27 protein-coding genes are annotated in these 25,203 nt (G+C 63.4%); 5 read left to right on the top strand and 22 right to left on the bottom strand.

Annotation, left to right across the window (positions count from 1 at the left end; all coding sequences use genetic code 11):
• Nucleotides 1-15: 15 nt before the first annotated feature.
• From sdhA to X726_RS1000000172390, 5 genes are all read right to left on the bottom strand, one after another.
• On the bottom strand, nucleotides 16-1,845 hold the full coding sequence (gene sdhA, locus X726_RS152225) for a succinate dehydrogenase flavoprotein subunit (RefSeq protein WP_023670511.1): 1,830 nt from the start codon (nucleotides 1,843-1,845) through the stop codon (nucleotides 16-18).
• A gap of 1 nt (nucleotide 1,846) precedes the next feature.
• On the bottom strand, nucleotides 1,847-2,245 hold the full coding sequence (gene sdhD, locus X726_RS152220; RefSeq protein ID WP_023670512.1) for a succinate dehydrogenase, hydrophobic membrane anchor protein: 399 nt from the start codon (nucleotides 2,243-2,245) through the stop codon (nucleotides 1,847-1,849).
• Entirely contained in the window at nucleotides 2,245-2,664 is a 420-nt protein-coding gene (gene sdhC / locus X726_RS0135350; RefSeq protein ID WP_023747372.1) for a succinate dehydrogenase, cytochrome b556 subunit, read from the bottom strand. The genes sdhD and sdhC overlap by 1 nt, the downstream gene beginning before the upstream one ends.
• Nucleotides 2,665-2,904: 240 nt before the next feature.
• Nucleotides 2,905-3,099 carry a hypothetical protein gene (locus X726_RS1000000172385; RefSeq protein WP_023694497.1) on the bottom strand — a complete coding sequence of 65 codons (195 nt, stop codon included), beginning with the start codon at nucleotides 3,097-3,099 and terminating at the stop codon, nucleotides 2,905-2,907.
• Entirely contained in the window at nucleotides 3,096-3,374 is a 279-nt protein-coding gene (locus X726_RS1000000172390; RefSeq protein WP_348626761.1) for a hypothetical protein, read from the bottom strand. The genes X726_RS1000000172385 and X726_RS1000000172390 overlap by 4 nt, the downstream gene beginning before the upstream one ends.
• Before the next feature lie 253 nt (nucleotides 3,375-3,627).
• Here X726_RS1000000172390 and X726_RS152215 point away from each other — a divergent pair, with 253 nt between their 5' ends.
• Nucleotides 3,628-3,999 carry a hypothetical protein gene (locus tag X726_RS152215; RefSeq protein WP_023670515.1) on the top strand — a complete coding sequence of 124 codons (372 nt, stop codon included), beginning with the start codon at nucleotides 3,628-3,630 and terminating at the stop codon, nucleotides 3,997-3,999.
• A gap of 37 nt (nucleotides 4,000-4,036) precedes the next feature.
• Here the strand turns inward: X726_RS152215 and X726_RS152210 are convergent, their stop codons facing one another.
• A complete protein-coding gene (locus tag X726_RS152210) occupies nucleotides 4,037-5,233 on the bottom strand; it encodes a GGDEF domain-containing protein (RefSeq protein ID WP_023670516.1) in 1,197 nt (398 codons plus the stop codon).
• A 163-nt stretch (nucleotides 5,234-5,396) separates the two neighbouring features.
• Between X726_RS152210 and X726_RS152205 the strand changes: the two genes are divergently transcribed.
• Complete coding sequence (locus X726_RS152205; protein ID WP_023670517.1) at nucleotides 5,397-5,708, top strand: hypothetical protein; 312 nt, start codon at nucleotides 5,397-5,399, stop codon at nucleotides 5,706-5,708.
• Nucleotides 5,709-5,815: 107 nt separating this feature from the next.
• Here X726_RS152205 and leuC read toward each other — a convergent pair whose 3' ends face one another.
• The 8 genes from leuC to rplS form a co-directional block, all read right to left on the bottom strand.
• Nucleotides 5,816-7,225, bottom strand: coding sequence for a 3-isopropylmalate dehydratase large subunit (leuC, locus tag X726_RS152200; RefSeq protein WP_023670518.1), 1,410 nt, complete (start codon nucleotides 7,223-7,225; stop codon nucleotides 5,816-5,818).
• A 72-nt stretch (nucleotides 7,226-7,297) separates the two neighbouring features.
• Nucleotides 7,298-7,507, bottom strand: coding sequence for a hypothetical protein (locus X726_RS1000000171145; protein ID WP_032996200.1), 210 nt, complete (start codon nucleotides 7,505-7,507; stop codon nucleotides 7,298-7,300).
• Nucleotides 7,504-8,139: a class I SAM-dependent methyltransferase gene (locus tag X726_RS152195; protein ID WP_031215009.1), complete on the bottom strand. Its 636-nt coding sequence runs from the start codon at nucleotides 8,137-8,139 to the stop codon at nucleotides 7,504-7,506. Before X726_RS152195 ends, X726_RS1000000171145 begins: the two co-directional genes overlap by 4 nt.
• Nucleotides 8,140-8,197: 58 nt before the next feature.
• Nucleotides 8,198-9,004, bottom strand: a complete 807-nt coding sequence (locus X726_RS152190) for an amino acid ABC transporter permease (RefSeq protein ID WP_023670521.1) — start codon at nucleotides 9,002-9,004, stop codon at nucleotides 8,198-8,200.
• A 242-nt stretch (nucleotides 9,005-9,246) separates the two neighbouring features.
• Nucleotides 9,247-10,047 (bottom strand): transporter substrate-binding domain-containing protein, encoded by an 801-nt coding sequence (locus X726_RS152185; protein WP_023687705.1) that lies wholly within the window; start codon nucleotides 10,045-10,047, stop codon nucleotides 9,247-9,249.
• A 237-nt stretch (nucleotides 10,048-10,284) separates the two neighbouring features.
• A complete protein-coding gene (locus tag X726_RS152180) occupies nucleotides 10,285-10,782 on the bottom strand; it encodes a MarR family transcriptional regulator (protein ID WP_023670523.1) in 498 nt (165 codons plus the stop codon).
• The gene (locus tag X726_RS152175; RefSeq protein ID WP_023670524.1) at nucleotides 10,779-11,207 is read right to left on the bottom strand and encodes an organic hydroperoxide resistance protein; all 429 of its coding nucleotides are present in this window, start codon (nucleotides 11,205-11,207) and stop codon (nucleotides 10,779-10,781) included. The genes X726_RS152180 and X726_RS152175 overlap by 4 nt, the downstream gene beginning before the upstream one ends.
• 153 nt (nucleotides 11,208-11,360) lie before the next feature.
• On the bottom strand, nucleotides 11,361-11,921 hold the full coding sequence (gene rplS, locus X726_RS152170) for a 50S ribosomal protein L19 (RefSeq protein ID WP_023670525.1): 561 nt from the start codon (nucleotides 11,919-11,921) through the stop codon (nucleotides 11,361-11,363).
• Between the two features lie 326 nt (nucleotides 11,922-12,247).
• Here rplS and X726_RS152165 point away from each other — a divergent pair, with 326 nt between their 5' ends.
• Nucleotides 12,248-13,000: a sulfite exporter TauE/SafE family protein gene (locus X726_RS152165; RefSeq protein ID WP_023683874.1), complete on the top strand. Its 753-nt coding sequence runs from the start codon at nucleotides 12,248-12,250 to the stop codon at nucleotides 12,998-13,000.
• Here the strand turns inward: X726_RS152165 and trmD are convergent.
• Together trmD and rimM are read right to left on the bottom strand one after the other, a co-directional pair.
• Nucleotides 12,982-13,680, bottom strand: a complete 699-nt coding sequence (gene trmD, locus X726_RS152160) for a tRNA (guanosine(37)-N1)-methyltransferase TrmD (RefSeq protein ID WP_023670527.1) — start codon at nucleotides 13,678-13,680, stop codon at nucleotides 12,982-12,984. The genes X726_RS152165 and trmD overlap by 19 nt on opposite strands.
• A complete protein-coding gene (gene rimM, locus X726_RS152155; RefSeq protein ID WP_023814767.1) occupies nucleotides 13,677-14,276 on the bottom strand; it encodes a ribosome maturation factor RimM in 600 nt (199 codons plus the stop codon). Before rimM ends, trmD begins: the two co-directional genes overlap by 4 nt.
• Before the next feature lie 118 nt (nucleotides 14,277-14,394).
• Between rimM and X726_RS152150 the strand changes: the two genes are divergently transcribed.
• Both X726_RS152150 and X726_RS152145 read left to right on the top strand, forming a co-directional pair.
• The gene (locus X726_RS152150) at nucleotides 14,395-15,333 is read left to right on the top strand and encodes a tyrosine recombinase XerC (protein ID WP_023670529.1); all 939 of its coding nucleotides are present in this window, start codon (nucleotides 14,395-14,397) and stop codon (nucleotides 15,331-15,333) included.
• A gap of 73 nt (nucleotides 15,334-15,406) precedes the next feature.
• Nucleotides 15,407-16,468 (top strand): TraB/GumN family protein, encoded by a 1,062-nt coding sequence (locus X726_RS152145; RefSeq protein ID WP_023670530.1) that lies wholly within the window; start codon nucleotides 15,407-15,409, stop codon nucleotides 16,466-16,468.
• 847 nt (nucleotides 16,469-17,315) lie between these two features.
• Here X726_RS152145 and lpdA read toward each other — a convergent pair.
• The 6 genes from lpdA to X726_RS152115 are packed head-to-tail and all read right to left on the bottom strand — an operon-like array spanning nucleotide 17,316 to nucleotide 25,083.
• Entirely contained in the window at nucleotides 17,316-18,722 is a 1,407-nt protein-coding gene (gene lpdA / locus X726_RS152140; protein WP_023670531.1) for a dihydrolipoyl dehydrogenase, read from the bottom strand.
• Nucleotides 18,723-18,745: 23 nt separating this feature from the next.
• The gene (locus tag X726_RS152135) at nucleotides 18,746-19,501 is read right to left on the bottom strand and encodes an SDR family oxidoreductase (RefSeq protein ID WP_023670532.1); all 756 of its coding nucleotides are present in this window, start codon (nucleotides 19,499-19,501) and stop codon (nucleotides 18,746-18,748) included.
• Entirely contained in the window at nucleotides 19,498-20,004 is a 507-nt protein-coding gene (locus X726_RS152130; RefSeq protein ID WP_023670533.1) for a hypothetical protein, read from the bottom strand. The genes X726_RS152135 and X726_RS152130 overlap by 4 nt, the downstream gene beginning before the upstream one ends.
• Nucleotides 20,001-20,738, bottom strand: a complete 738-nt coding sequence (locus X726_RS152125) for a DUF4241 domain-containing protein (protein ID WP_050485860.1) — start codon at nucleotides 20,736-20,738, stop codon at nucleotides 20,001-20,003. Before X726_RS152125 ends, X726_RS152130 begins: the two co-directional genes overlap by 4 nt.
• Nucleotides 20,739-20,754: 16 nt before the next feature.
• Nucleotides 20,755-22,047: a 2-oxoglutarate dehydrogenase complex dihydrolipoyllysine-residue succinyltransferase gene (gene odhB / locus X726_RS152120; protein WP_023670535.1), complete on the bottom strand. Its 1,293-nt coding sequence runs from the start codon at nucleotides 22,045-22,047 to the stop codon at nucleotides 20,755-20,757.
• A 48-nt stretch (nucleotides 22,048-22,095) separates the two neighbouring features.
• The gene (locus tag X726_RS152115) at nucleotides 22,096-25,083 is read right to left on the bottom strand and encodes a 2-oxoglutarate dehydrogenase E1 component (protein ID WP_023670536.1); all 2,988 of its coding nucleotides are present in this window, start codon (nucleotides 25,081-25,083) and stop codon (nucleotides 22,096-22,098) included.
• Nucleotides 25,084-25,203: the final 120 nt, after the last annotated feature.

Consider the following 25,203-nt stretch of genomic DNA (forward strand, 5'->3'; position numbering starts at 1 on the left):
GCTTCGGCACCATGGTCAGTATACCCTGGCCTTCGGCGCGATCTTGGCAAGACTGATGCCGCCGTCCTTTTCCGCCACCAGCGGCTCGGTGTGCACGGGACGATAGCTGAGGCTCACCTGGCCGTCCTCGCTTAGCCGGGCCAGCGTATGCTTGCGCCAGATAATGTCGTCTCGGGCCGAAAAATCTTCGCGCGCATGCGCGCCGCGGCTCTCCTTGCGCGCCTCGGCGCCGTAGACCGTGGTGATGGCGTTGGCCATCAGATTTTCCAGCTCCAGCGTCTCGACCAGGTCGGAATTCCAGATCGTCGAGCGGTCGGAGACTTTCAGGTCCTTGAGCTCGGTCCATATCTGCGAAATGCGCTTGCAGCCGTTTTCGAGCGACTCCTGTGTGCGGAACACGGCGGCGTCTTCCTGCATCGCCTTCTGCATTTTCTCACGCAGAACGGCGGTTGGCGTCGAGCCATTGGCGTGGCGCAGCCGGTCGAAGCGGTCCATGATGTTTTCGACCGAGGCTTCGTTGGGCGAAGGGATCGCCGAATTGCGGTCGATGACCTGGCCGGCGCGGATTGCGGCGGCGCGGCCGAACACCACCAGATCGATCAGCGAGTTCGAGCCCAGCCGGTTGGCGCCGTGCACGGAGGCACAGCCGGCCTCGCCGACCGCCATCAGCCCGGGTGACACCCGGTCAGGATTCTCGACAGTCGGGTTCAGCACCTCGCCCCAGTAATTGGTCGGCACGCCGCCCATATTGTAGTGCACCGTCGGCAGCACGGGGATCGGCTCCTTGGTCAGGTCGACGCCGGCGAAAATCCTGGCCGATTCCGAAATGCCCGGCAGCCGCTCATGCAGCACGGCCGGATCGAGATGGTCGAGATGCAGGAAGATATGGTCCTTGTTCTTGCCGACCCCGCGGCCTTCGCGGATCTCCAGCGTCATGCAACGCGAGACGACGTCGCGCGAGGCCAGGTCCTTGGCCGACGGCGCGTAGCGCTCCATGAAGCGCTCGCCCTCGGAATTGACGAGATAGCCGCCCTCGCCGCGCGCGCCTTCGGTGATCAGGCAGCCGGCGCCGTAGATGCCGGTCGGATGAAACTGCACGAACTCCATATCCTGCAACGGGAAGCCGGCCCGTGCCGCCATGCCGCCGCCGTCGCCTGTACAGGTGTGCGCCGACGTCGCCGAGAAATAGGCGCGGCCATATCCGCCGGTCGCCAGCACCACCACCTTGGCGGAGAAGCGATGGATGGTGCCGTCGTCGAGGTTCCAGGCGACGACGCCGGTGCAGGTGCCGTCCGGTTCCATGATCAGGTCGAGCGCAAAATACTCGATGAAGAACTGTGCATTGTTCTTCAGCGACTGGCCGTAGAGCGTGTGCAGGATGGCGTGACCGGTGCGGTCGGCGGCAGCACAGGTGCGCTGCACCGGCGGGCCGTCGCCATAATTCATCATGTGTCCGCCGAACGGCCGCTGGTAGATCTTGCCCTCTTCGGTGCGCGAGAACGGCACGCCGTAATGCTCGAGCTCGTAGACCGCCGCCGGTGCCTCGCGCACCAGATATTCCATGGCGTCGACGTCGCCCAGCCAGTCCGAACCCTTGACGGTGTCGTACATGTGCCACTGCCAGGAGTCCGGACCCATGTTGGACAGCGACGCGGCAATGCCGCCTTGTGCCGCCACCGTGTGCGAGCGGGTCGGGAACACTTTGGTGATGCAGGCCGTGCGCAGGCCCTGCTCGGCCATGCCGAGCGTGGCGCGCAGGCCGGCGCCGCCGGCGCCGACGACCACCACGTCGAACTTGTGGTCGACAAAGGTATAGCCGGTGGCCGATTTCGCGTCCTTGGCCAAATCAGCCTCCGAATGCCAGTTTGAGCAGGGCGAAGATCGAGGCGACGCCGACCGCTATGGTGAAAAACGTGCTGAGTGCGATCAGCGCCAGCTTCATGCCTTCGGCATGCACGTAATCCTCGATAATGACCTGCATGCCGACACGCATATGGGTGAGACCGGAAACGAGCACCAGCACCAACACCAGCGCCACGAACGGACTGGCGAGCGCCGCCCGCACCTCGGCGAAGCCGGCGCCATTGAGCGCGATCAGGAACCCGACGAAGAACAGTATCAGCGGGATGTTGGCAATGGCCGTCAGCCGCTGTCGCCAGAAATGCCCGGTGCCTTCGCGGGCCGAGCCCAGACCGCGGACCTTGGCCAGCGGCGTGCGCATATCGTTGTTGTTCGTGCCGCTCATCACAAGGTTCCCCGCGCCATGTAGCCGGCGACCCAGATCAGCAGCGTGAGCAGGATGGAACCGGCGAGCGTCGCCCAGGCGATCTTCGATGCCGTGTTTTTCTCCAGCCCGGCGCCGGTGTCCCAGACGAGATGGCGCACGCCGCCCAGCATGTGGTGCATCAGCGCCCAGGTGTAGCCGAACAGGATGAGCCGGCCGAGCCAGGTGCCGAAGGCCCAGTTGATCCAATCGAAAGCGCCTTGCGAACTCGCCGCCGCCATCAGCCACGCGGCGACCAGCAGCGTGCCGAAATACAGCGCCCCGCCAGTGATGCGGTGAATGATCGACATCGTCATGGTGATCGGTGGGCGGTAAATCGTCAGGTGCGGCGAGAGCGGCCGTTCACGTCTGGCGGTTCGGGTGGCTGGTGATTTGCTCATGGCTGCCCCAGTTCGATGTCCGGAGCCGCGGTGGAAAGCGGCACTTACCGCCTCGATATATGACTTCAGACAGCCGGTTTCTAATGCTCTTTTTGCACCGCGTCAAAGCCGGAAAATCGTTTTGAAAACGTCATTTAGTCTGACAAAAGGCTGCTGTTTCGCTTCAATCGATTTGGCCACCGTCGAAAGCCGGCGCACCGTTCGCTGCAGTGCGGCATTTCCTTTGCAATCGACGCCAGGCTATCGTTTGCAGGTCTGTGGTGTCGAGCCCCTCTTCATCACCAGCGCCTCGCGCGCGTCGATCACGATTGCGTCATGCGACGCGGCTTCCTGGTAGCGGCTGGACTGGTTGGCGGGTGATGCGGCAAACTCCTCGGTCGTGCCATCGGGCCTGACAACACGCAACGCCGTGCCGAGGTTCTGGATGGTGATCATGCCGCCTTGCCGCATCTGTAAGTTGCCGTGCCGACAGCAGACCGCGGCGCGGTAAGATCGGTGACGATCTTGGCTGAAGGTGCGGCAGGTGCTGTCGGAGCCGTTGCGGAAGCCGGGGGCGCCACAGGTGCGGCGGACTGCTGAGCCGGCGCGGGCGCGACAGTGGGTGGTACGGTATTCACCGCCGTCGGCGCGCCGTTCTGCGGCACGCAGGCTGCGGCAGTCAGCAAGGGGATCGACAACAGCGTCACCCGAAACGTCCGGCGTAACGCCATATGCTGTCCTCCTGCGCGGCTAACTAGCCGCGATGTTCCGCCAAGATCAAGCTCACCCGACGTCAGCGTAGTTGTGTGCGTCGCAGCCGATGGTGCGGGCAAGCATGGCCGAATGATGACGCCCGGGTTTTCCATCCCGTCGGATATTAACCATGTTTGGCGAGAGATCGCCGCCGGATGCGCCTGCCCTCTTAACAAAGGTTAAGAAAAGGTTAATTTCCGATTCGATCGGGTCCACATCAGAGAGGACACCATGCTTTCGAATTCAGGAAGAGAGCGCCTTGCGGCGCTTGTGCTGGCTGCGGCCAGTCTCGGCTTCGCCGCCCCGGCTATGGCCTGGTCGCGTCATCATGACCGTGTCTATGCCGATTCCCTGGGCAATCTCGTCATCGACAGCGCCGCCGGCTACAAGCGCATCATTGTCGGCCAAGGCAGGCTGGCCAAGAAATTGTCCGACTATACCAGCGCCGGTCAGCCGGAAGCGGAACCGGAAGTCCTTTATGAAGACGAGGCGGATCACATCTCCAGGCGTGGCTGCTACCAGCCGCCGGTGTTCGTGAAGGGCCGCTCCTATATGTACGGCCTCTCCGACGGCGAAATGCCCAACCTCAGCCCTTGCCGCTGATGATCCGGCACGGCCGAGAGGCCGTTTAAGCGAGACGCTAACCGACGCTGCCTGTATCCGGGATGAACACCGTTTCGGCCCGCTCATAGGAAAGCCGCACGCTGTCGCGGCCGTTCTTCTTGGCCTTGTAGAGCGCTTCGTCGGCGCGCCGCATCAGCGGCTCCAGCCCTTCGTCGCCGGTGCGCGCCGCGACGCCGAAGCTCGCGGTCACCCTGGTGCCCGGCGGCAACCCGTCGACACTGCCGGCCGAATAGTGCGTGCGCACGGCTTCGGCAAACAGCCGCGCCGTGGCAAGATCGCTCAGCGACAGAAGCACGGCGAACTCCTCGCCGCCGATGCGGCCGGCAACCGCACGCGTGCCGGCGGCCGCGCGAAGCTTGGCGGCGAAGTCGGCGATCACCTGGTCGCCCGCGGCATGCCCGTATTTGTCGTTGAGCGCCTTGAAGTGATCGAGATCGGCCAGCACCAGCGCGACCGGCACCTTGGTAACAGCGCAATGCTGCAGCACCAGCAAGGCGCGCTCCTCGAAACCCCTGCGGTTGAGCAGGCCAGACAGCGGATCGGTGTGCGTCTCGGTCTTCAGCGCCTTCATCACGTCGAGCGCAGCTGCCGAGAACAGGCAGAGCGCGATCAGCAACGACAGCAGCGCGTGCGTCAAAAGCGCCGTCGTCCAGTAGGACGAGCCATAAAACCCGTCATAGCTGGTGAACGGCCCGTGCGAGATGACGACGAGCAGCGTGCGGCCGATGAAGTTCAGCCCGGACAGCAGCGACAGTACGAACAGGATTTTTTCCGTCGGGCCGTTCTTGCGCACGGCGCGCAGCTCGGCGGCGACCAGCAGGCTGAGGCCGCCAAAGCCGAAATTGATCGACAGGATGCGCCAAGTCAAGTCCGGCTGGACGAACAGGAACCAGCAGAATGCGACCATCCCGCCACCCGCCAGAATGCCGATCGCGATATAGGGCACGCGCCTGCCGTAGCGCGAGATGATCGCACCGACGAGGCAGCAGGCGGCGAGCGTGAAGCAGAGGTTGGAGACCAGCTTGGTCAGCACGATGCCGCCGGGCAGCGTGAAATACTGCAGCAGGAAGCCGGGCGCGGACACGCAATAGCTCGTGCCGAGCACAGCCAGATAGGGCCGGTGGCGCTGGTAGAACCACAGCACGAGGAACGCCGCGCCGAGCGCCAGCGCGATCGTCGGATTGAGCAGCGCTATGAACAGGCCGGTGTCCAAAGGACGGTGACTTCCCCGCTTGACGTCAGGGAAGACCTTAGAGCGCAAGCCCCAACAAGCGGTTAAGCCGGGACGAATATGCAAGTCGCCACTGATGAAGCTGCTGCACGGAACCGGGACCTGAGGCAGGCGTTTCGTGACAGCAATCAAGGAGAAGTTATTCATGGCCGACACGATCACGCTGACCGACCACGAAGCAATTCGCTCATGGGCCGCAGGGCGCGCCGGATTTCCGGCGATCGTCGATGTATCGCCCGAAACCGGAACGCAGCCGTTGCTGAGGCTCGTCTTCGGCCAGCACGCCTATCAGGACCAGGATCAGCCTGAACGCCCGGTCAACGCAGGCGGCTACGAGCTGGTCGAATGGGACGAGTGGTTCAAGATCTTCGACGAGCGCGAACTGGCGCTGGTGGTCGCGGCCGACGAACCCGGCAGCCGGGAGGAATTTCATGAAATCATCCGGCGTGCCGGCTAGGGCATATACCCCAAGGGTCTTAGAGCGGCGCGCTTTAAACAAAACCCCGAACGGTTTTGCCGTTCGGGGTTTTGCATACGCTCAGATCAGGCTTGAACCAGTCTGCGCTATTTCCAGTCGCGGATGTCGACGAAATGGCCGGCGATCGCCGCCGCTGCCGCCATCGCCGGCGATACCAGATGGGTGCGGCCCTTGAAGCCCTGCCGGCCTTCGAAATTGCGGTTCGAGGTCGAGGCGCAGCGCTCATGCGGCTTCAGCCGGTCGTCGTTCATGGCCAGGCACATCGAGCAGCCCGGCTCGCGCCAGTCGAAACCGGCGGCAATGAAGATCTTGTCGAGACCCTCGGCCTCCGCCTGTTCCTTGACCAGACCGGAGCCCGGCACGATCATCGCATCGACATGCGCACTCACCGTCTTGCCTTCGACCACCTTGGCCACCGCACGCAGATCCTCGATGCGGCCATTGGTGCAGGAGCCGATGAAGACGCGGTCGAGCGTGATGTCGGTGATCTTCGTGCCCGGCGTCAGTCCCATGTAGTCGAGCGCGCGGATCTTTGACGTCCGCTTGTTCTCGTCCGTGATCTCTTCCGGATTGGGAACGACGCCCTGCACCGAAACGACGTCCTCGGGCGAGGAACCCCAGGAGACGATCGGCGGCAGCTTGGCCGCGTCGAGCACGATCACCTTGTCGAAATGCGCGCCCTCGTCGGACTGCAGCGTCTTCCAGTATTCGAGCGCGGCGTCCCACGACGCGCCCTTCGGCGCGCGCGGCTTGCCCTTGACATAGGCGAAGGTGGTTTCGTCGGCCGCGATCAGGCCGGCGCGCGCGCCGCCCTCGATCGACATGTTGCAGATCGTCATGCGGCCTTCCATCGACAGCGCGCGGATCGCCTCACCGGCATATTCGATGACATAGCCGGTGCCGCCGGCGGTGCCGATCTCGCCGATGATGGCGAGGATAATGTCCTTGGCGGTGACGCCTTCCGGTAACTGGCCATCGACACGCACCAGCATGTTCTTGGCCTTGCGCTGGATCAGCGTCTGGGTCGCCAGCACATGCTCGACCTCGGAGGTGCCGATGCCATGTGCCAATGCGCCGAAGGCGCCATGCGTCGAGGTGTGGCTGTCGCCGCAGACGATGGTCATGCCGGGCAGCGTGAAGCCCTGCTCCGGCCCGATGATGTGGACGATGCCCTGGCGGATATCGTTTTCGGAGTAATATTCGACGCCGAAATCCCTAGCGTTCTTGGCCAAGGCCTCGACCTGGATGCGGCTTTCCTCGTTCTTGATGCCGAACTTGCGCTCGGGCGAGGTTGAGACATTGTGATCGACCACGGCTAGCGTCTTTTCCGGATGCCGGACTTTTCTGCCGGTCATGCGCAGGCCTTCGAAGGCCTGCGGGCTGGTCACTTCGTGAACGAGATGGCGATCGATGTAGAGCAGGCAGGTGCCATCATCCTGGCGGTCGACGACATGGTCGTCGAAAATCTTGTCGTAGAGGGTGCGCGGTGCGCTCATGTGCGTAAGTCCGTCGATTTGCAAAAAGGGGAAGGGCAGACGCGCCGAAGCCTTCGGCCCGGCGAAAGCGGCTTAGCTAAGTCGGCTGGTGAGCGCGCCGGAAATGCGCGAAGAGAAACGCGACGGCAGGCGTTTTCGGTCCTGCAGCACGAAACCCTTATAGGCCGGATCGCCAAAAAGCTCTTCCATGGCGTGGCTCATACCAATGTTTTCGGTTTTCGGCAATTGCGGCGTGTTTTCGCTTCTCCCCTTGTGAGAGAAGGCGAAGAGGGCGGCGCTCAAAGCACCTCGAACACAAAAGTCTTTACCAACGCATCCGGCTCGGCGATCGCATAGCAGCGGAACCATGGGCTTTGCTCGACCGGCTGCCATTTCCCGGCCCGTTCCAACTCATCGAACACGTCCTGGAAGCCGCCGCTTTCGAAAACCTGGTCGCGCACGGTGAAGATGGCGTGGCCGCCTTTTCTGGTGATGCGGACAAGCTCGTGCAGGCCGGACGCCGGCGCATGGCTGATGGTGAACACGCCAGTCGAGAAGAAGGCGCGGAAATGCCCGTCTGGCCAGGGCAGCGGCCCGCCGAGCATTGCCTGCTTCAGATCGCCATAGGCATTGCGGCTGCCGGCGATCTTCAGCATGTCGTCGGAGAGGTCGAGCCCGGCAATGTCGTGATAACCCAGCGCCTTCAATGACGGGCCCGACAGGCCGGTGCCGCAGCCGGCGTCGAGCAGCGGTCCTTCGCCCACCTGCACATGGCGCGCCACCCAGGCGGTGATCAGGAACGGCAGCAGATAGCCTAGCGAAGCGGTTTCGCTGTCATAGGTCGCGGCCCAGTCCGCATAGGCCTTGGCCAGCCCTTCCGGCGTGTCGGCCGAATAGACGGTGCCCAGCGCCGCATTGGCCTTGTCGATCGTCATCGCCTGCATCCTCCGGAATCCTGTCCTCCGCGATCGTAGCCGTGCCCGCGTCGGACTTCTATTCCTGCTGCGCCCGCCGCAGTCGTTGCTCCAGCCCCCGCAGTGCCAGCGACAGGCTGACAGTGAGGATGAGATAGATATAGGCGACGATCGAATAGGTCTCGAAGAAGCGGAACGAGCCGGCGGCGTAGATCTTGCCCATCTGCGTGATGTCGGCGACGCCGAGCACCGAGACCAGCGAGGAATCCTTGACCATGGCGACGAAGTCATTGCCGAGCGGCGGCAGGATGGTGCGGATCGCCTGTGGGAACACGATCAGCCGGAAGCGCTGCGTGCGCGTCAGCCCGAGCGCCTTGGCAGCCTCGATCTGGCCTTTCTCGACCGACTGGATGCCCGCGCGGAAGACCTCGGAGATGAAGGCGGAATAACCGATGGTCAGCGCCATGATTGCACGCCACAACAGCGACACGTCGCGCACCAAAAGCTCGCCGAGATAGCCGGCGTTTTGCAGCGGCGCGGTCAGCGCATTCCACGCAGCCACGAAGGCCGGCGCGCCGGCGAAGGCGATCCAGAACAACAGCACCAGGATCGGCACGCCGCGGATGATCTCGACATAGAAACGAGCGATCTGCTTGAGCCAACGCGACCCCGACAGCCCCATCAGCGCAATGCCGAGCCCGGTGGCGGAAGCCAGCGCGAAGGCGACCACGGTGACAAGAATGGTGATGCCGATGCCTTTGGCGACGGTGGCAAAAACCTGGGCGTAGAGATCGCTGGCGGCAATGCAGAGCGCAGCCACGATGGCGAGCGCGATCGCAGCGGCAAGCCACCAGGGGAAATCGGATTTTGGGGTTGAGGCGAGCATCAATGCCCAACGCTGGTGAACAGCTGCGCTCGCAAGATCTGCCGATCTCCCCCCTTGCGGGGGAGATGTCCGGCAGGACAGAGGGGGGTGCTGTCCCTCCAACCTGTCAAACGGTTACAGTCACAACCTTTGGCCTCTTTGGAAAAGCTCAAAACAAAAGGGAGGCGATCCTTCACACCCCCCTCTGCCCTGCCGGGCATCTCCCCCGCAAGGGGGGTCAGCGGCCGTCGCGCCAAGACGGCCTATTGCCCCATCTTGTAGTCGAGAAACCACTTCTTGTTCAGCGCCTCGATCGTGCCGTCGGCCTTCAGCGCCGCGATCGCCGCGTTGACCGGCTTCACCAGGTCCGAGCCCTTCGGGAAGATGAAGCCAAAATCCTCGGTGCCGAGCGGGCCGCCGATCAGCTTGAGCTTGCCGCCGGAGGCATCGACATAGCCTTTGCCGGCGGTGCCGTCGGTCAGGACGACATCGACGTCGCCGGATTTCAGTGCCTGCACCGAAGCGCCGAAGGTCTCGAACTGCTTGATGCGCGGGTTCTGCTCATTGCCGTCGAGCACGCTGTAGACGGCGGTGTAGAACGGCGTCGTTCCGGCCTGCGCGCCGATCAACCCGTCCTTGAAGGCGGCGAAGGTCTTGGCGTCGGTGAAGCGGCTTTCATCGGCGCGCACCAGCATGAACTGCTCCGAACGCATATAGGGGTCGGAGAAATCGACCTTCTCCTTTCGGTCGTCCTTGATGGTGATGCCGGTCATGCCAATGTTGTACTGGTTGTCGGAAACCGCCTGGATCATCGCGTCCCAGGAGGTGTTCTGGTACTCCACCTTGAAGTTCAGCCGCTTGGCGATTTCGTCCATCGCGTCATATTCCCAGCCGATCTGCTTGCCGGTCTTGGCGTCGATGAACTGCAGCGGCGGATAGGCGTTTTCCGTCACCACCACGACCTTCTTGCCGCCGAGATCGGGCAGCGCATCGGCCGCCCATGCAGCGACGGGCGCGAGGAAACAGGCCGCGAGGGCGGCCAGCAGCAGCTTCGATTTGGTCATGACACGCTCCAGGATGAGAAGCCCGCTTGCAGCCGGGCTCGCATGAAAATCCAGGCGCGACTTTAGCCGTCCGCAGACGGCTTGCAAGCCGGTCCGGTGCTCAGCGTCCGGTGAAAGCGGATTCCAATGCCTTCAACCAACGCGGTTTTAGAACGCCCCGTGGTCGGAATTTATTCCGTGATTGCGCCGCCGGCAAACCAGGCCCCTCCTGGACACGGGAACCCGTCAGATGACGGATCAGGATGGTGACGTAGCCTCACGCAGCTTGGCGACAAATCCGGTCAAGGTCCGGTGCAGCGACTTCAGCTCCTCGACTTCCAGCGGCATGGCGCAGGCAAGGCCTGCGGATACGTCCTTGATGCGGGCGCGCAGCGCCTGGCCCTTGGCAGTCGGTTCGACCAGCACGCGGCGCTCGTCGGCCGGATCGCGACGGCGAGTGACGAGACCAGCCGCTTCCATCCGCTTGAGCAGAGGCGTCAATGTCGCCGAATCCAGCCCCAGCGCCTCGCCGAGTCCGCCGACCGTGCTCGGCGCATGCTGCCACAGCGCCAGCATCGCCAAATATTGCGGATAGGTCAGGCCGAGCGGGTCAAGCAGCGGCCGATAGAGCTTGGTCATCAGCCCGCTCGCCGAATAGAGCGCGAAGCAGAGCTGCTGGTCGAGGCGCGGAACGGCGATCCTCCCGGCGGTGTCCGCCGGGACTTCGCTGGCCCTGGTTTCGGTCTTCGTCGTCATGCTGCCTTTGCCGGAAGCGCCACGGTCGAAAGCGCCACCTCGACATTGCCTTTGATCGCATTGGAATAGGGGCAAATCTGATGCGCGGCCGATACAAGCGCTTCCGCCGCCGCCTGATCAAGGCCTTTGGTCTCGGCGGCCAGTGCGACACCAAGTTTGAAGCCTTCACCATTGGGAAGCAGGCTGACGGTGGCGCTCACCGCCGCATCGTCCAGCGGCAGCTTCTGCTTGCGCGCGACGAAGCGGATGGCGCTTTCGAAGCAGGCGGCATAGCCGACCGCGAACAGCTGCTCGGGATTGGTGGCGCCACCCTGTCCGCCGAGCTCCTTCGGCAAAGCGAGGTCGACCTTCAGCAGGCCGTCGCTGGTCTCGCCGTGGCCGGCGCGGCCGCCGGTGACGCGAGCCTGTGTGGTGTAGAGTGCCATGTCAGTTCTCCATTTTATTTGTACGCTATCATTTAGTGTACAAGATAATTCGAGTCAACAGCCATGGCCAAACTCTCGGCCGGCAATCGTTCACAGTCTGGTGAAACGAAAAAAGGCGGCCGAAGCCGCCTTTTCAAAATCCTTGGACCAGGTCTATTCGGCCGGGGTCGCTTCCGCCGCCTTTGCAGCCTCGTCGGCGGCCTTGGCGGCTTCGTCGGCGGCCTTCTTCTCGGCGGCTTCCTGCGCGGCCTTCTCGGCTGCCAGCGCCTGCACGGCGGCGATCTTCTCGGCCTCGATGCGGGCCTTCTCAGCGTTCAGCGCGTCGCGCTCCTCATCGTTCAGCTTGCGGGCGCGCACGCCGGTGTTTTCCGAAATACGGGCCGACTTGCCGCGACGGTCGCGCAAATAATAGAGCTTGGCGCGGCGCACCTTGCCGCGGCGCACGATCTCGACGCCTTCGACCATCGGCGAGTAGACCGGGAAAACGCGCTCGACGCCTTCGCCGTAGGAGATCTTGCGGACGGTGAAATTTTCCTGGAAGCCGGCGCCGGCGCGGGCGATGACGACGCCCTCATAGGCCTGGACGCGGGTGCGGGTGCCTTCGGTCACGCGGACCTGCACGCGCACGGTGTCGCCGGGCTGAAACTCGGGAAGCTTGCGCTTGGCTTCGATCTTGGCGGCCTGTTCGGCCTCGAGCTGACGGATGATATCCATCTCAATAGTCCACTTCTTGTTCTTCCGACAGTCAGAGCGTCCGACACTCGCCTTGCAGTTCCATTGACCGCTCGGCTATGCCCTTTGTCCCCGAGACATCTTGTCTTCGAAACATTGGGCAGGGGCGACTACACCGTCATTGTTGACGGGTCCGGGAGATTTTTCTCGCCAGTACGGGCGGGCACATACAGCTATTTCACTGACTTGTCACGCCTTGGCCCTGTCTTTTTTGGTCGCATGCCACCACGCAATCGTCCAGTGCAGGGTTGCGCCGGCCCTTCAAGCTTCCTAATCCGGGAGCAGCACACTTGTCCGGCGGCCTCACAATGTCTGTTTTCGACGCAGTCCTGCTCTTCCTCGCGGGTTTTCTGTCAGGCGCCGTCAACGCCGTTGCCGGCGGCGGCACCTTCATAACCTTCGGCGCCATGACGCTGGCCGGCCTGCCGCCGATCGTCGCCAACGCCACGTCCTCGGTAACGCAGTTTCCCGGTTACATCACCTCGACGCTGGCTTACTGGACCGACATCAAGCATTTCTGGCGCGGCGCGCTGCTGCTTTGCCTGATCTCGGCTTTGGGCGCGCTGGCTGGTGCGCTCATCCTGCTGGCGCTCTCAAATCCGTCGTTCCGCGCCCTCGTGCCGTGGCTGCTGCTGGCCGCAACCGCCTTGTTCGCCGCCGGGCCGTGGCTGAAACCAACGCCGAAGCCTGGGCATGAAGCCACGGTCGGCTCTCTGGCCGGTTCGCTGGCGCAGTTCGCTACCGCCATCTATGGCGGCTTCTTCGGCGCCGGCATGGGCGTCATGATGCTGGCGACGCTCGGCCTGACGCAATCCGGCGACTATCACCGGCTGAACGCGCTGAAGAACATGCTGGCCGTGGTCATCGCCGCCGTTGCCATACTGGTCTTCGTTTCCGGCGGCGTTGTTGCCTGGCCTCAGGCAATCGTCATGATCCCCGGCGGCGCGCTCGGCGGCTATGCCGGCGTCTGGATCGCCAAGCGCGTGCCGCAAAACGCAGTACGCGGCTTCGTCATCGCCGTCGGCCTGTTTCTCGCCGTCTACTATTTTGCCAAGGGCTGAGCGGCGAGCAAATCCGGCCGCCGCTCCTTCGTCAGCCTCTCGGACTCTGCGCGGCGCCAGGCGGCGATCTTCTTGTGATTGCCGGAAACCAGCACGTCGGGGATTGGCCTGCCTTCGAACTCCTGCGGTCGCGTGTAATGCGGATGTTCGAGCAGACCGTTCTCAAAACTTTCTTCCTCGCCTGATACCGCATTGCCCATCACACCGGGCAACAGCCGGACCACGGCATCGAGCAGCACCAGGGCTGCCGGCTCGCCACCGGAGAGGATGAAATCGCCGATCGAGACTTCCTCCAGCCCACGCGCCTCGATCAATCGCTGGTCTACACCCTCGAAGCGGCCGCAGACGATGACGGCGCCCGGCCCGGCGGCCAGCTCGCGCACCCGCGCCTGCGTCAACGGCTTGCCGCGCGGGCTCATCAGCAATTTTGGCCGCGGATCGCCGGACGGCGAGGTGTGGTCGATCGCCTTGGCCAGCACATCGGCGCGCATCACCATGCCGGCGCCACCGCCGGCCGGCGTGTCGTCGACGGTGTGATGGCGATCGCTGGCGAAGTCGCGGATCTGGATAGCTTCCAGCGACCATGTCCCGACTTCGAGCGCCCGTCCGGCCAGCGACAGGCCTAGCCCGCCCGGAAACATCTCGGGATAGAGCGTCAGCACCGAAGCCTTGAACGTCACCGGTTGCCCCCGGCGTCGCGTGGCCCGCGCGGCCGGCCCTTCGCGTCGAAGTCTTCTTCGCGCGGCGCCTCGCCATCCTCGTCCTCGACCAGCCCGGCCGCCGCCGGATCGACACGGACAAAACCTTCGGCAACCACCACCTGCGGCACGGCGGCCTGCGTGAACGGGATCAGCACGCCTTTGCGCCCGCCAAGCGTGACATCGAGAATGTCGCCGCCGCCGAAATTGTGTACCGCGACCACCTTGCCGACAACCGCATCCGTGTCGTCGCGGACTTCCAGCCCGACGAGATCGGCGTGGTAGAACTCGTCCTCTTCGCCATCGTCCGGCAGCATCGAGCGGTCGACGAACAGCTCCGTGCCGGCCAGCGCCTCGGCGGCGTTGCGGTCGGCAATGCCCTTGAAACGCACCACGACGACAGTGTTTGCCGGCCTTATGTCGATGATCTGGAAGGCGCGGCCGTCCTTGGCATAGAGCGGGCCATAATCCGCCAGCGCCAGCGGCTCGCCGGTGAAGGTTTTCACCCGCAATTCGCCCTTGATGCCGTGGGCGGCGCCGATCACGGCCATTTGCACGGGGTTCTGGGGCTTCGACATGGCTGATATCCTTTGCCCTGCTCTAACGCCCTACCGGCGTCATTTCAATGATCGCCCGTGGCCATTTCAATGACAGGTTCTTCACCGCTTCCTAACCCGGCTGCCTGACAATGGCGGCATGCAGGAATTTCTCATCCCGGCAAAACCCGACCTCCAGGCAGCGCGCGAAAGCTGGCTGAAGATGCTGGCGCGCGAGCGTCGGCTGTCACCGGCGACTGTCGAGGCCTACGAGCGCGACACGCGCCAGTTCCTGCATTTCCTGACCGGACATTGCGGCGGCTCGCCCGGCATTTCCGACATCGCAACCTTACGCCCGGCCGATCTGCGCGGCTTTCTTGCCGCGCGGCGCAACGCTGGCGCTGGCGCCCGCACGCTCGGCCGGGGTCTTGCCGGCATCCGTTCGCTGCTGCGTTTCCTCGAACGGCGCGGCCTCGCCAACGCCGCGGGTGCAGCAGCTTTGCGCGCGCCGCGCCAGCCGAAATCGCTGCCCAAGCCGCTGACCGCCAGCGATGCCAAACATGTCGTGTCGGTGGAAGGCCAGCTGGCTGAAGAGCCCTGGATCGCCGCCCGCAACGCCGCCGTGCTGACGCTGCTTTATGGATCGGGCCTGCGCATTTCCGAAGCGCTGGGCCTCAGCGCCGCCGACCTGGCATCGGAAGCCGACACCGTGCTGCGCGTCACCGGCAAGGGTGGCAAGACACGGCTGGTGCCGGTGCTGCCGGTGGCGCTCAGGGCAATCGCCGAATACCGAAAACTGTGTCCCTACCATCTCGATCCCAAGGGCCTGCTATTTCGCGGCGCCCGCGGCGGGCCGCTCAACCCGGCCATCGTCCAGCGCGACATGGCCAGGCTGCGCTCGGCGTTGAACCTGCCCGACACCGCGACGCCGCACGCGTTGCGCCATTCCTTCGCCACCCATCTGCTCGGGCGCGGCGGCGACCTGCGCACCATCCAGGAACTGCTCGGCCACGCCAGCCTGTCGACGACGCAGGTCTATACCGGCGTCGACACGGCAAGGCTGCTCGAGATCTACGAATCTGCCCATCCCCGCGCGTGACACTGTATAAGTCCAGGACAATTTCCCCACGCCGGTTAACCGTTTCGCCGCTTTTCAGTCCTAGAACCGCACCATGAAACGCGCCCTTGCCATCGCCGACCGCGCCGCCCTTGTGTCGCTGAAGCTGCTCGTCGCGCTCAACGCCCTGTTTTTCCTGTCTTTCCTCATCGTGCTGCTGCTTGCCATGGGCAGGGCGCATGCCGAAGCCCCGGCCTGCGCCGGCGCCGATCTGCTGTCGGCTCTGCAGAAGGAAGACCCCGCCACCTATTCTAGGATCGAGACGGAAGCAGCAGCGACGCTGAACGGCAAGGGCCTGTTGTGGAAGCTGGAGAAATCAGGCGAAAAGCCATCCTTCCTGTTCGGCACCATGCACATGACCGACCCGCGCGTGACCACTCTGCCGCCGGCAGCCAGGAAAGCCTATGGCGCTGCCGGCACCATCATCATCGAGACCACCGACGTGCTCGACAAGCAGAAGATGATGGAGGCCATGCTCAAGGAACCCGAGCTGATGATGTTCACCGACAACACGACGTTGTCGTCGCTGTTGTCGCCGGAGGATGCGGCGGTGGTGAACAAAGGGCTCGATGCGCGCGGCATTCCGCCGGCGAGCGTCTCCAAGATGAAGCCGTGGCTGCTGTCGGCCATGGTCGCGCTGCCGGTCTGTGAGGTCGCCCGTCAGGCAGGCGGCGCACCGGTTCTCGACGTCAAGCTGGCGCAGGACGCCAAGGCTAATGGCAAGCCGGTGGAAGGGTTGGAGACCGCAGCCAGCCAGCTGCGCGCCATGGCCTCGCTGCCGCTTGCGTTCCACATCAAGGGGCTGGTCGAGACCCTGAAGCTCGGCAACAAGATAAACGACATCAACGAAACCATGATCGTGCTTTACCAGCGCGGCGACACCGGCACCTTCTGGCCGCTGTTGCGTTCGATCTCGCCCGACGAAGACGACGCAGGTTACGCCGAATTCGACCGGACGATGATCACCGGCCGCAACAAGGTCATGGCCGACCATGCCGCACCGATCCTGGCCAAGGGCAATGCCTTCATGGCCGTCGGCGCCATGCATCTTCCCGGCCCCGAAGGCCTGGTCGAGGATTTTCGCAAGGCCGGCTATACCGTCACCGCCGTCGACTGAGCAGCGCCCGTCTTGAATGCCGAATCACGTAAGCCCGGCTCTGTGCGGTGCGCAACTGATTCGCAAAGCGGAGGCGGTTGGCCCTATTTTTGGCGGAAAAGGCCAGCTAAGCTCGTTCTACCTCTTTCGTGATTGATTTTGCGGGGGAAATACAGGCCAACAAGCGGTTGCGAATCAGAATTTTCCTGCGTTCGTCAATTTGAAGGCCTAGTATGAACCCGTTCAACGGTTGCGCGTTGAGGGGTGTTGATTGATGCTTTTCATCCACGGAGGACACTTTTATGGCGAACCCTAACGATCCAGCGCCCAGGTCGGGTGGTGGCAGCGGCTGGCTGATTGCGCTGGTCGTCGTCATCCTTGCGATTGTCGCGTACTATGTTTTCGGCAGAAGCGGCGAACATCCTGCGCCCGCAGAGCCGCCGGCAGCCAGCACACCGGCGCCCGCACCTGCACCGGCTGAGCCGATGAAGCCCGCCGAACCGGCTCCCGCACCAGCCCCTGCGCCCGCACCGGCTCCTGCGCCAGCCCCGGCGCCCGCGCCTGCTCCGGCGCCGAGCCCGTAATCTGGCCAACTGATCTGGCATCTTGCTTCCAACCCAAGAACGGCCCGCTGAAAAGCGGGCCGTTTTGTTTGGGGCACCTATCGGCGAGCGTCGCGATTCTTCACCGCCCCTCTGTGCTGCCGGACATCTCTCCTCAAGGGGGAGATCGGCTGTCTCACGAACAGCCCAGGTTAGAAACGTGAGAAACTTGAAGGCTCGCGACGCGGCGGTGAAGTCCAATCTCCCCCGTTGAGGGGGAGATGGCCGGCAGGCCAGAGGGGGGGTGCTGTCCCTCCATCGTTTCCTTAAATATGGATCGGCTTGAAGAACGTCGCCAGCGCCGCTTCCTTGACCGCTTCCGACATCGTCGGATGCGCGTGGCAGGTGCGGGCGAGGTCTTCCGAGGAGCCGCCGAACTCCATCAGCACCGCCGCCTCATGGATCATCTCGCCGGCGCCGAAGCCGACAATGTGGACGCCGAGCACGCGGTCGCTGGCTTTGTCGGCGAGGATTTTCACGAAGCCGTCTGTGTGCAGCATGGCGCGCGCGCGGCCGTTGGCGGTGAACGGGAATTTGCCGGTTTTGTAGTCGATGCCGGCCTTCCTCAGCTCTTCCTCTGTCTTGCCGACCGAAGCGATTTCCGGGCTGGTGTAGACGACGCTCGGAATGACGTCGTAATTCACATGGCCGGCCTGGCCGGCAATGGTCTCGGCCACCGCCACGCCTTCATCCTCGGCCTTGTGCGCCAGCATCGGCCCGGCGATGACGTCGCCAATGGCGTAGATGCCGGCCACGTTGGTCCTGAGATGCCCGTCGGTCTTGACCCGGCCGCGCTCGTCGACCTCGACGCCGGCTTCTTTCAACCCGAGGCTGTCGGAATAGGCCCGGCGTCCGGTCGAGATCAGCACCGCGTCGGCCTCGATGGTCTCGGCCGCACCACCCTTGACCGGTTCGAACGCAACGGCGGCGCCCTTTTTGGCCTTGGTCACCCCTGTCACCTTGGCGCCGAGCTTGAACTCGAAACCCTGCTTGGAAAGCAGGCGCTGGAACTGCTTGGAGACCTCGCCGTCCATGCCGCCCAGGATGGTGTCGAGGAATTCGAACACGGTGACCTTGGCGCCGAGCCGTGCCCAGACCGAGCCGAGCTCCAGACCGATGACCCCACCGCCGACCACCACCAGATGTCCCGGCACTTTCTCCAGCGACAGCGCGCCGGTCGACGATACGATCACCTTCTCGTCGATGTCGACCTTGACGCCGGGAATGCCGGCGACATCGGAGCCCGTGGCAATAACGATGTTTTTCGTCTCGATCTCCTCGACCTTGCCGTCCTCAGCCGTCACCAACACCTTGCCGGCCGCAACCACCTTCCCGGTGCCACGGAAACTATCGATCTTGTTTTTCTTGAACAGGAAGGCGACGCCATTGACGTTGGCCGAAACGGTCGCGTCCTTGTGCGCCATCATCTTCTTCAGATTGAGTTTCGGCGCCGGTATCTCGACGCCCAGCGCATCGAAGGAATGGCCGGCCTCGGCGAACATCTCCGAGGCATAAAGCAGCGCCTTGGATGGGATGCAGCCGATGTTCAGGCAGGTGCCGCCGAAAGTGGCGTTCTTCTCGACCACCGCGACCTTGAGCCCGAGCTGTGCCGCCTTGATGGCACAGACATAGCCGCCCGGTCCCGACCCGATGATAACGACATCATAAGCCATGTTCGTTTCCCTTAGCTTGGGGCTCAGCGGCCGCCGCTTACATTCAGGATTGCGCCCGTCGTGTAGGACGCTTCATCCGACAAAAGATAGAGAACGGCATGCGCGACTTCATCCGCCGTGCCGGCGCGTTTCATCGGCAGCATGTCGCGGAACCGCTCGACCCGGTCCGGCTGGCCGCCCGAAGCGTGGATCTCGGTGTCGATGATGCCTGGCCGTATCGCATTGACCCGCACGCCTTCGGTCGCGACTTCGCGCGCCAGTCCGAGCGTGAAGGTGTCGATCGCCGCCTTGGACGCGGCATAGTCGACATATTCGCCTGGCGAGCCGTGTAGCGACGCAGCCGACGAGATGTTGACGATGGCGCCGCCCTGGCCGCCATGCTTGCTCGACATGCGCCGCACCGCTTCGCGGGCGCACAGAAACGAGCCGATGACATTGATGCGCATCATGCGCTCCAGCCGCGCCAGGCTCATCTCGTCGACACGCGCCTTGACGTCGACGATTCCGGCATTGTTGACCAGGGCGTCGAGCCGGCCATAGGCGCTATCGACGGCTTCGAACACGGCGACGATGTCAGCCTCGACGCCGACATCGCCCTTGACCGCTATCGCTTCACCGCCACCGGCCTCGATCTCGGCGACCAGCGCCTGGGCCGCGGCCTCGTTTGCGGCATAGTTGACCGCGACGCGGTAGCCGGCCTTCGCCGCAAGCCGGCAAGTGGCCGCACCAATACCGCGGCTGCCGCCGGTGACCAGAAGAACTTTCTTCGCCGCGCTCATTCCTGGCAACCTTTCAGCAAAAACACATCCCACGGCAGTTTCGAAAAACCATTGGAGCCAAAGGCAGACGACATCTGCAACGATGGACCAAGATCGGGGAAGATCAGGCTCTGCGGCGCGCCCGTGCTTTCGGCCGCCAGCAGCGCAATATTGCCCTTGTCGTCGGCGCTGTAGACCACGCCCTGCCACACCGTGCAGCCGGCAAGCTCGTCGCCGGTGACGTCGCCGGTCGGGCATTTGTACATCAGCGATCCATGCGGCCGCGAAACACCGGATGTCCACATGACAATGCCGTCGAGAACGATGCCCTTGTCGAGCACCATCTTGAACGAGTTGGTGACGGTGACCGCATCCGTCGTCGGCCGGAAATCAATGCCGGCCTCGCTTTCGGCATCGCCATAGACAGCAAGCGCCAGCGGGCAGGCGGCATGCGCCTCGTAACCCGCTGCGAGAACAGCCAGCCCGGCCATAAATCCGATCATTGGCGAAGCGATGTTTGTCATGAATTGCTCGGGCTGCTCTCGCGGCCGTCGGCGTTTTCGAGCACCTCGAAATCGGTCATCAAGACCAGCGGCTCGCCGGCCGCATCCAGTCCCCAGAAGGAATAATAGTTCCCATCACCGAAGCCAGTGTCGAACATGGCTATATTAAGCGGATTTCCATCAACCGGATTATCCATGCGGAACTTGTCGAACGAGCATGCAACGTCAGCAAGATAGCTGTCGAGTTCCTCCTGCTCGGACATCAGCGTCAGAACCGACTTGTCCATGAACGAAGCAACATTATCATCGACAATAAATCCAGACTTCCAGGACGATGTGCCGACGTCGCGGACGAAGGCAGCCAACTCCCACCGCACCGGCAAGCCAGTGCCAAACCGCAATACCGCTGCAGCAACACGGCCTTGCGCCTCAAGCAACGTGACTGGATAGCATCCCGGCCTGACCTTACGGCTAAACACAGGCCGTTCCAGCCCGGTAATCAGTGGATCGCAAGCGATGATTTCGCCGGTCGGTAGCTCAAGCTCACCGATCGCGGTGACGATGATCTTCCGCTCCGCCATTTCGGCTTCGCTGAGAGCGAAGACACCGAGATTGCTGCTCGCCGGCGCCGAATCCCATTCAGTCGATGTCGCCGGCGGAGAGATGGCGGCGGAAGCCGCCGGCCGGGAACGCCTCAATACGCTACCCGCTACTCGACCCAGCTTGAACCCAAACCGCGCCAGCCAGCCGCTCATGACGGATCAGCTCCGATCACAAATCAAGCACCAGCCGTTCGGGATCCTCCAGGCTATCCTTGACGCGGACCAGGAAGGTCACGGCTTCCTTGCCGTCGACGATACGGTGATCGTAGCTCAGCGCCAAGTACATCATCGGCCGGATCACGATCTGGCCGCCGACCACGACCGGCCGGTCCTGGATCTTGTGCATGCCCAAAATGCCGGACTGCGGCGCATTGAGGATCGGCGTCGACATCAGTGAGCCGTAAACGCCGCCATTGGAGATGGTGAACGTACCACCCTGCATGTCGGCGACCGACAGCTTGCCGTCCCGCGCGGCGATGCCCAGCCGGCCGATATCCTTCTCGATCTCGGCAATCGACATTTGGTCGGCATTGCGCACCACCGGCACGACGAGACCCTTTTCGGTGCCGACGGCAACGCCGATATGGGCATAGTTCTTGAAGATGATGTCGGTGCCGTCGATCTCGGCATTGACCGAGGGGATTTCCTTCAATGCGTGCGTAACCGCCTTGGTGAAGAAGCCCATGAAGCCGAGCTTCACGCCATGCTTCTTCTCGAAGATGTCCTTGTACTTGGTCCTGAGCGCCATCACCGCCGACATGTCGACCTCGTTGAAGGTGGTCAGCATGGCGGCGGTCGACTGCGCTTCCTTCAGCCGGCGCGCAATGGTCTGGCGCAGCTTGGTCATGCGCACGCGCTCCTCGCGCGACGCATCGTCGCCCGAAGACGGCGCACGCACGGCGACCGGAGCCGGTGCGGCCTTCGGAATTTCGGCCGGCTGCGACGGCGCGCCCTTGGAAATCGCGTCGAGCACATCGCCCTTCAGCACCTGGCCGCGCTTGCCCGACCCGGAAACCTGGTCGACCGACAGATTGTTCTCGGCGATCAGCTTCGCGGCAGCTGGCGCCGGCGGCATGGTGCGCGGCTCGACCGGCCCGGCGTCGCCGGCTATCTTGGCGGTCTCAGCCGCAGCCTGCCTGGTCGTGTGCGCTGCGTCCGGGCTCGAAGCCTGCGACACCGCTTGCGGCTTGGTCTCCTGCTTGGACGCCGGGGCGGCCGTGGCGACGCCTGCCGAGATCGAACCCAGCAACGCGCCGACGCCGACGGTCTCGCCTTCCTTGGCGGTGATCTCGCCCAGCGTGCCGGCGGCGGCGGCAGGCACCTCCACCGTCACCTTGTCGGTTTCGAGCTCGACCAGCGGCTCGTCGACGGCAATGGCATCGCCGACCTTCTTGAACCACTTGCCGATGGTCGCCTCGGTGACGGATTCGCCGAGAGTGGGAACGCGGATTTCGGTAGCCATTGTGCCTGTTCCGTTTCTTCTCTGTCTGTTCTATTCGCCGGGTTTGTTCTATTCGCCGAGCGCGTCTTCGAGCAGGGCGGCGAGCTGCGCCAAATGCTTCGACATCAAGCCGGTCGCCGGCGATGCCGCCGCAGGACGTCCGGTATAGCGCACCCGCTGGTGCTTGGCGTCGATATGAGCCAGCACCCATTCCAGATACGGATCGATGAACGACCAGGCGCCCATATTCTTGGGTTCCTCCTGGCACCACACCATCTCGGCATTGCGGAAGCGCGACAGTTCGGTGATCAGCGCCTTGGCCGGGAACGGATAGAGCTGTTCGACGCGCAAGAGATAGATGTCGTTGATGCCGCGCTTCTCGCGTTCCTCGTACAGGTCGTAATAGACCTTGCCCGAGCACAGCACGACGCGGCGGATTTTGGAATCCTTGGTGAGCTTGATCGCCTGGTTCTGCAACAGCTGGGCGTCGTCCCACAACAGCCGGTGGAACGAGCTTTCGCCCGAAATCTCCGGCAGCGTCGACACTGCCCGCTTGTGGCGCAGCAGCGACTTCGGCGTCATCAGGATCAGCGGCTTGCGGAAGTCGCGCTTCAGTTGCCGGCGCAATATGTGGAAGTAGTTTGCCGGCGTGGTGCAGTTGGCGACTTGCATATTGTCTTCGGCGCAGAGCTGCAGGAAACGCTCGAGCCGGGCCGAGGAATGTTCCGGCCCCTGGCCCTCATAGCCATGCGGCAGCAGGCAGACCAGGCCCGACATGCGCAGCCACTTGCGCTCGCCCGACGAGATAAACTGGTCGAACACCACCTGGGCGCCGTTGGCGAAATCGCCGAACTGCGCTTCCCAGAGCGTCAGCGCCTTAGGCTCGGCCAGGCTGTAGCCATACTCGAAGCCGAGCACCGCCTCTTCCGACAGCATCGAGTTGATGACTTCGTAGCCGGCCTGTGCGGCCGAGAGATTGTTGAGCGGGATGTAGCGGGTCTCGTCGCGCTGGTCGTAGAGCACGGAATGGCGCTGCGAGAAGGTGCCGCGTTCTGAATCCTGGCCGGAGAGCCGGATCGGATTGCCGTCGAGCAGGATGGCGCCGAAGGCCAGCGCCTCGGCCGTCGACCAGTCGATGCCTTCGCCGGAGTCGATCGCCTGGCGGCGGTTTTCGAGGAAGCGGATGATGGTCTTGTGCGCCTCGAAACCTTTCGGCACCTCGGTCAGTTTCTTGCCGATGTCCTTCAGCACCTTGACCGGCACGGCGGTCTTGCCGCGGCGCTGTTCGTCCTGGTTGTCGGCGGTGCGCAAACCAGACCAGGCGCCGTCCAGCCAGTCGGCCTTGTTGGGCTTGTAGTGCTGGCCGACTTCCCATTCGGACTCCAGATGGGCGCGCCAGTCGGCCTTCATCTTGTCGAGTTCGGCCTGGCTGATATGGCCCTCGGCGATCAGCCGGTCGCCATAGATCTGCACCGTCGTCTTGTGGTTGCGGATGTTGGCGTACATGATCGGCTGCGTGAAGGCCGGTTCGTCGCCCTCATTGTGGCCGAAGCGGCGATAGCAGAACATGTCCACCACCACCGGCTTGTGGAACTTCATGCGAAATTCGATCGCCACCTTGGTGGCATGCACCACCGCTTCCGGGTCGTCGCCATTGACGTGGAAGATCGGCGCCTCGATCATCTTGGCGACGTCGGACGGATAAGGCGACGAGCGCGAGAAGCGCGGATTGGTGGTGAAGCCGATCTGGTTGTTGATGATGAAATGCAGCGTGCCGGCGACGCGGTGGCCGCGCAGGCCCGACAGGCCGAGGATTTCGGCGATTACGCCCTGGCCAGCAAAGGCGGCGTCGCCATGCAGAAGCAGCGGCAGCACCTTGGCGCGCTCTTCCAGCGGCACGATCTCCTCGCGGCTGCGGCCGAACAGATAGTCCTGCTTGGCGCGCGCCTTGCCCATCACAACCGGATCGACGATTTCCAGATGCGAAGGATTGGCGGTCAGCGACAGATGCACCTTGTTGCCGTCGAATTCGCGGTCCGACGAGGCGCCGAGATGGTACTTGACGTCGCCCGAGCCCTCGACCTCGTCAGGAGCGGCCGAGCCGCCCTTGAATTCGTGGAAGATGGCGCGATGCGGTTTGGCCATCACCTGGGACAGCACGTTCAGCCGGCCGCGATGCGCCATGCCGAGCACGATCTCCTTCATGCCGAGCTGGCCGCCGCGCTTGATGATCTGCTCCAGCGCCGGGATCAGGCCTTCGCTGCCATCGAGGCCGAAGCGCTTGGTACCCTTGTACTTGACATCGATGAACTGCTCGAAGCCTTCGGCCTCGACCAGCTTCTGCAGGATCGCTTTTTTTCCCGTAGCGGTGAAGGAAATCTCCTTGTCGGCACCCTCGATGCGCGCCTGGATCCAGGCCTTCTCCTCGGGATCGGAAATGTGCATGAACTCGACACCGAGCGTCGAGCAATAGGTGCGGGTCAGGATCTCCAGCATCTGCCGGATGGTGCCGAATTCGAGGCCGAGCACATTGTCGAGGAAGATCGGCCGGTCGTAGTCGGCTGCGGTAAAACCGTAATTTTCCGGCGACAGCTCGTTATAGTCCTCAAGCGGCTTGGCGATGCCGAGCGGGTCGAGATTGGCGTGCAGATGGCCGCGCATGCGGAAGGCGCGGATCATCATGATGGCGCGCACCGAATCGCGCGTCGCCTGATGCACGTCGGCATCCGACAGCACGACGCCATTGGTGACCGCCTTGTCCTTGACCTTCTTTTCCAGATGCTTCTCGACGATGCCCCAATTGCCGTCCAGCGCCGACACCAGTTCGCCATTGGCCTGCAGCGGCCAGGACGGCTTTGCCCAGGAAGCGCCCTTGGCGTTCTTGCGCACATCGCCGGCGTCGTCCTTCAGCCCGGCGAAGAAGTCCTGCCATTCGGGGTTTACCGACTCTGGATCATCCTCATAGGAGGCGTACAGCGCGTCGATATAGTCGGCATTGCCGCCATACAGGAAAGAGGTGAGCGAAAATTGGTCGTTGGCCTGATCTTGTCTTGCCATTTTTGTCCGCGGAGCCTGGCTCCGTCTCCTTTTCAAAAGCGAATAGTGAGTAGCGAATAGCGAGTAGGGATTTTTCCCGGGTCGCGCCGTTACTCTCTTTTCCCTATTCGCTATTCACTA

This window comes from Mesorhizobium sp. LSJC285A00 (assembly GCF_000503155.1).
GTDB lineage: Bacteria > Pseudomonadota > Alphaproteobacteria > Rhizobiales > Rhizobiaceae > Mesorhizobium.

What these genes read in the sequence shown, in the direction of transcription:
- sdhC (WP_023747372.1), bottom strand. Translation starts at nt 2,664, where the DNA reads ATGAGCAAATCACCAGCCACCCGAACCGCCAGACGTGAACGGCCGCTC.
- X726_RS152165 (WP_023683874.1), top strand. Translation starts at nt 12,248, where the DNA reads ATGTCTGTTTTCGACGCAGTCCTGCTCTTCCTCGCGGGTTTTCTGTCA.
- rimM (WP_023814767.1), bottom strand. Translation starts at nt 14,276, where the DNA reads ATGTCGAAGCCCCAGAACCCCGTGCAAATGGCCGTGATCGGCGCCGCC.
- X726_RS152190 (WP_023670521.1), bottom strand. Translation starts at nt 9,004, where the DNA reads ATGCTCGCCTCAACCCCAAAATCCGATTTCCCCTGGTGGCTTGCCGCT.
- X726_RS152180 (WP_023670523.1), bottom strand. Translation starts at nt 10,782, where the DNA reads ATGACGACGAAGACCGAAACCAGGGCCAGCGAAGTCCCGGCGGACACC.
- X726_RS152205 (WP_023670517.1), top strand. Translation starts at nt 5,397, where the DNA reads ATGGCCGACACGATCACGCTGACCGACCACGAAGCAATTCGCTCATGG.
- odhB (WP_023670535.1), bottom strand. Translation starts at nt 22,047, where the DNA reads ATGGCTACCGAAATCCGCGTTCCCACTCTCGGCGAATCCGTCACCGAG.
- sdhD (WP_023670512.1), bottom strand. Translation starts at nt 2,245, where the DNA reads ATGAGCGGCACGAACAACAACGATATGCGCACGCCGCTGGCCAAGGTC.
- X726_RS152135 (WP_023670532.1), bottom strand. Translation starts at nt 19,501, where the DNA reads ATGAGCGCGGCGAAGAAAGTTCTTCTGGTCACCGGCGGCAGCCGCGGT.
- X726_RS152130 (WP_023670533.1), bottom strand. Translation starts at nt 20,004, where the DNA reads ATGACAAACATCGCTTCGCCAATGATCGGATTTATGGCCGGGCTGGCT.
- X726_RS152195 (WP_031215009.1), bottom strand. Translation starts at nt 8,139, where the DNA reads ATGACGATCGACAAGGCCAATGCGGCGCTGGGCACCGTCTATTCGGCC.
- X726_RS152150 (WP_023670529.1), top strand. Translation starts at nt 14,395, where the DNA reads ATGCAGGAATTTCTCATCCCGGCAAAACCCGACCTCCAGGCAGCGCGC.
- lpdA (WP_023670531.1), bottom strand. Translation starts at nt 18,722, where the DNA reads ATGGCTTATGATGTCGTTATCATCGGGTCGGGACCGGGCGGCTATGTC.
- X726_RS152125 (WP_050485860.1), bottom strand. Translation starts at nt 20,738, where the DNA reads ATGAGCGGCTGGCTGGCGCGGTTTGGGTTCAAGCTGGGTCGAGTAGCG.
- X726_RS1000000172385 (WP_023694497.1), bottom strand. Translation starts at nt 3,099, where the DNA reads ATGATCACCATCCAGAACCTCGGCACGGCGTTGCGTGTTGTCAGGCCC.
- X726_RS152185 (WP_023687705.1), bottom strand. Translation starts at nt 10,047, where the DNA reads ATGACCAAATCGAAGCTGCTGCTGGCCGCCCTCGCGGCCTGTTTCCTC.
- rplS (WP_023670525.1), bottom strand. Translation starts at nt 11,921, where the DNA reads ATGGATATCATCCGTCAGCTCGAGGCCGAACAGGCCGCCAAGATCGAA.
- X726_RS152145 (WP_023670530.1), top strand. Translation starts at nt 15,407, where the DNA reads ATGAAACGCGCCCTTGCCATCGCCGACCGCGCCGCCCTTGTGTCGCTG.
- X726_RS152175 (WP_023670524.1), bottom strand. Translation starts at nt 11,207, where the DNA reads ATGGCACTCTACACCACACAGGCTCGCGTCACCGGCGGCCGCGCCGGC.
- X726_RS1000000172390 (WP_348626761.1), bottom strand. Translation starts at nt 3,374, where the DNA reads ATGGCGTTACGCCGGACGTTTCGGGTGACGCTGTTGTCGATCCCCTTG.
- leuC (WP_023670518.1), bottom strand. Translation starts at nt 7,225, where the DNA reads ATGAGCGCACCGCGCACCCTCTACGACAAGATTTTCGACGACCATGTC.
- X726_RS152215 (WP_023670515.1), top strand. Translation starts at nt 3,628, where the DNA reads ATGCTTTCGAATTCAGGAAGAGAGCGCCTTGCGGCGCTTGTGCTGGCT.
- X726_RS152115 (WP_023670536.1), bottom strand. Translation starts at nt 25,083, where the DNA reads ATGGCAAGACAAGATCAGGCCAACGACCAATTTTCGCTCACCTCTTTC.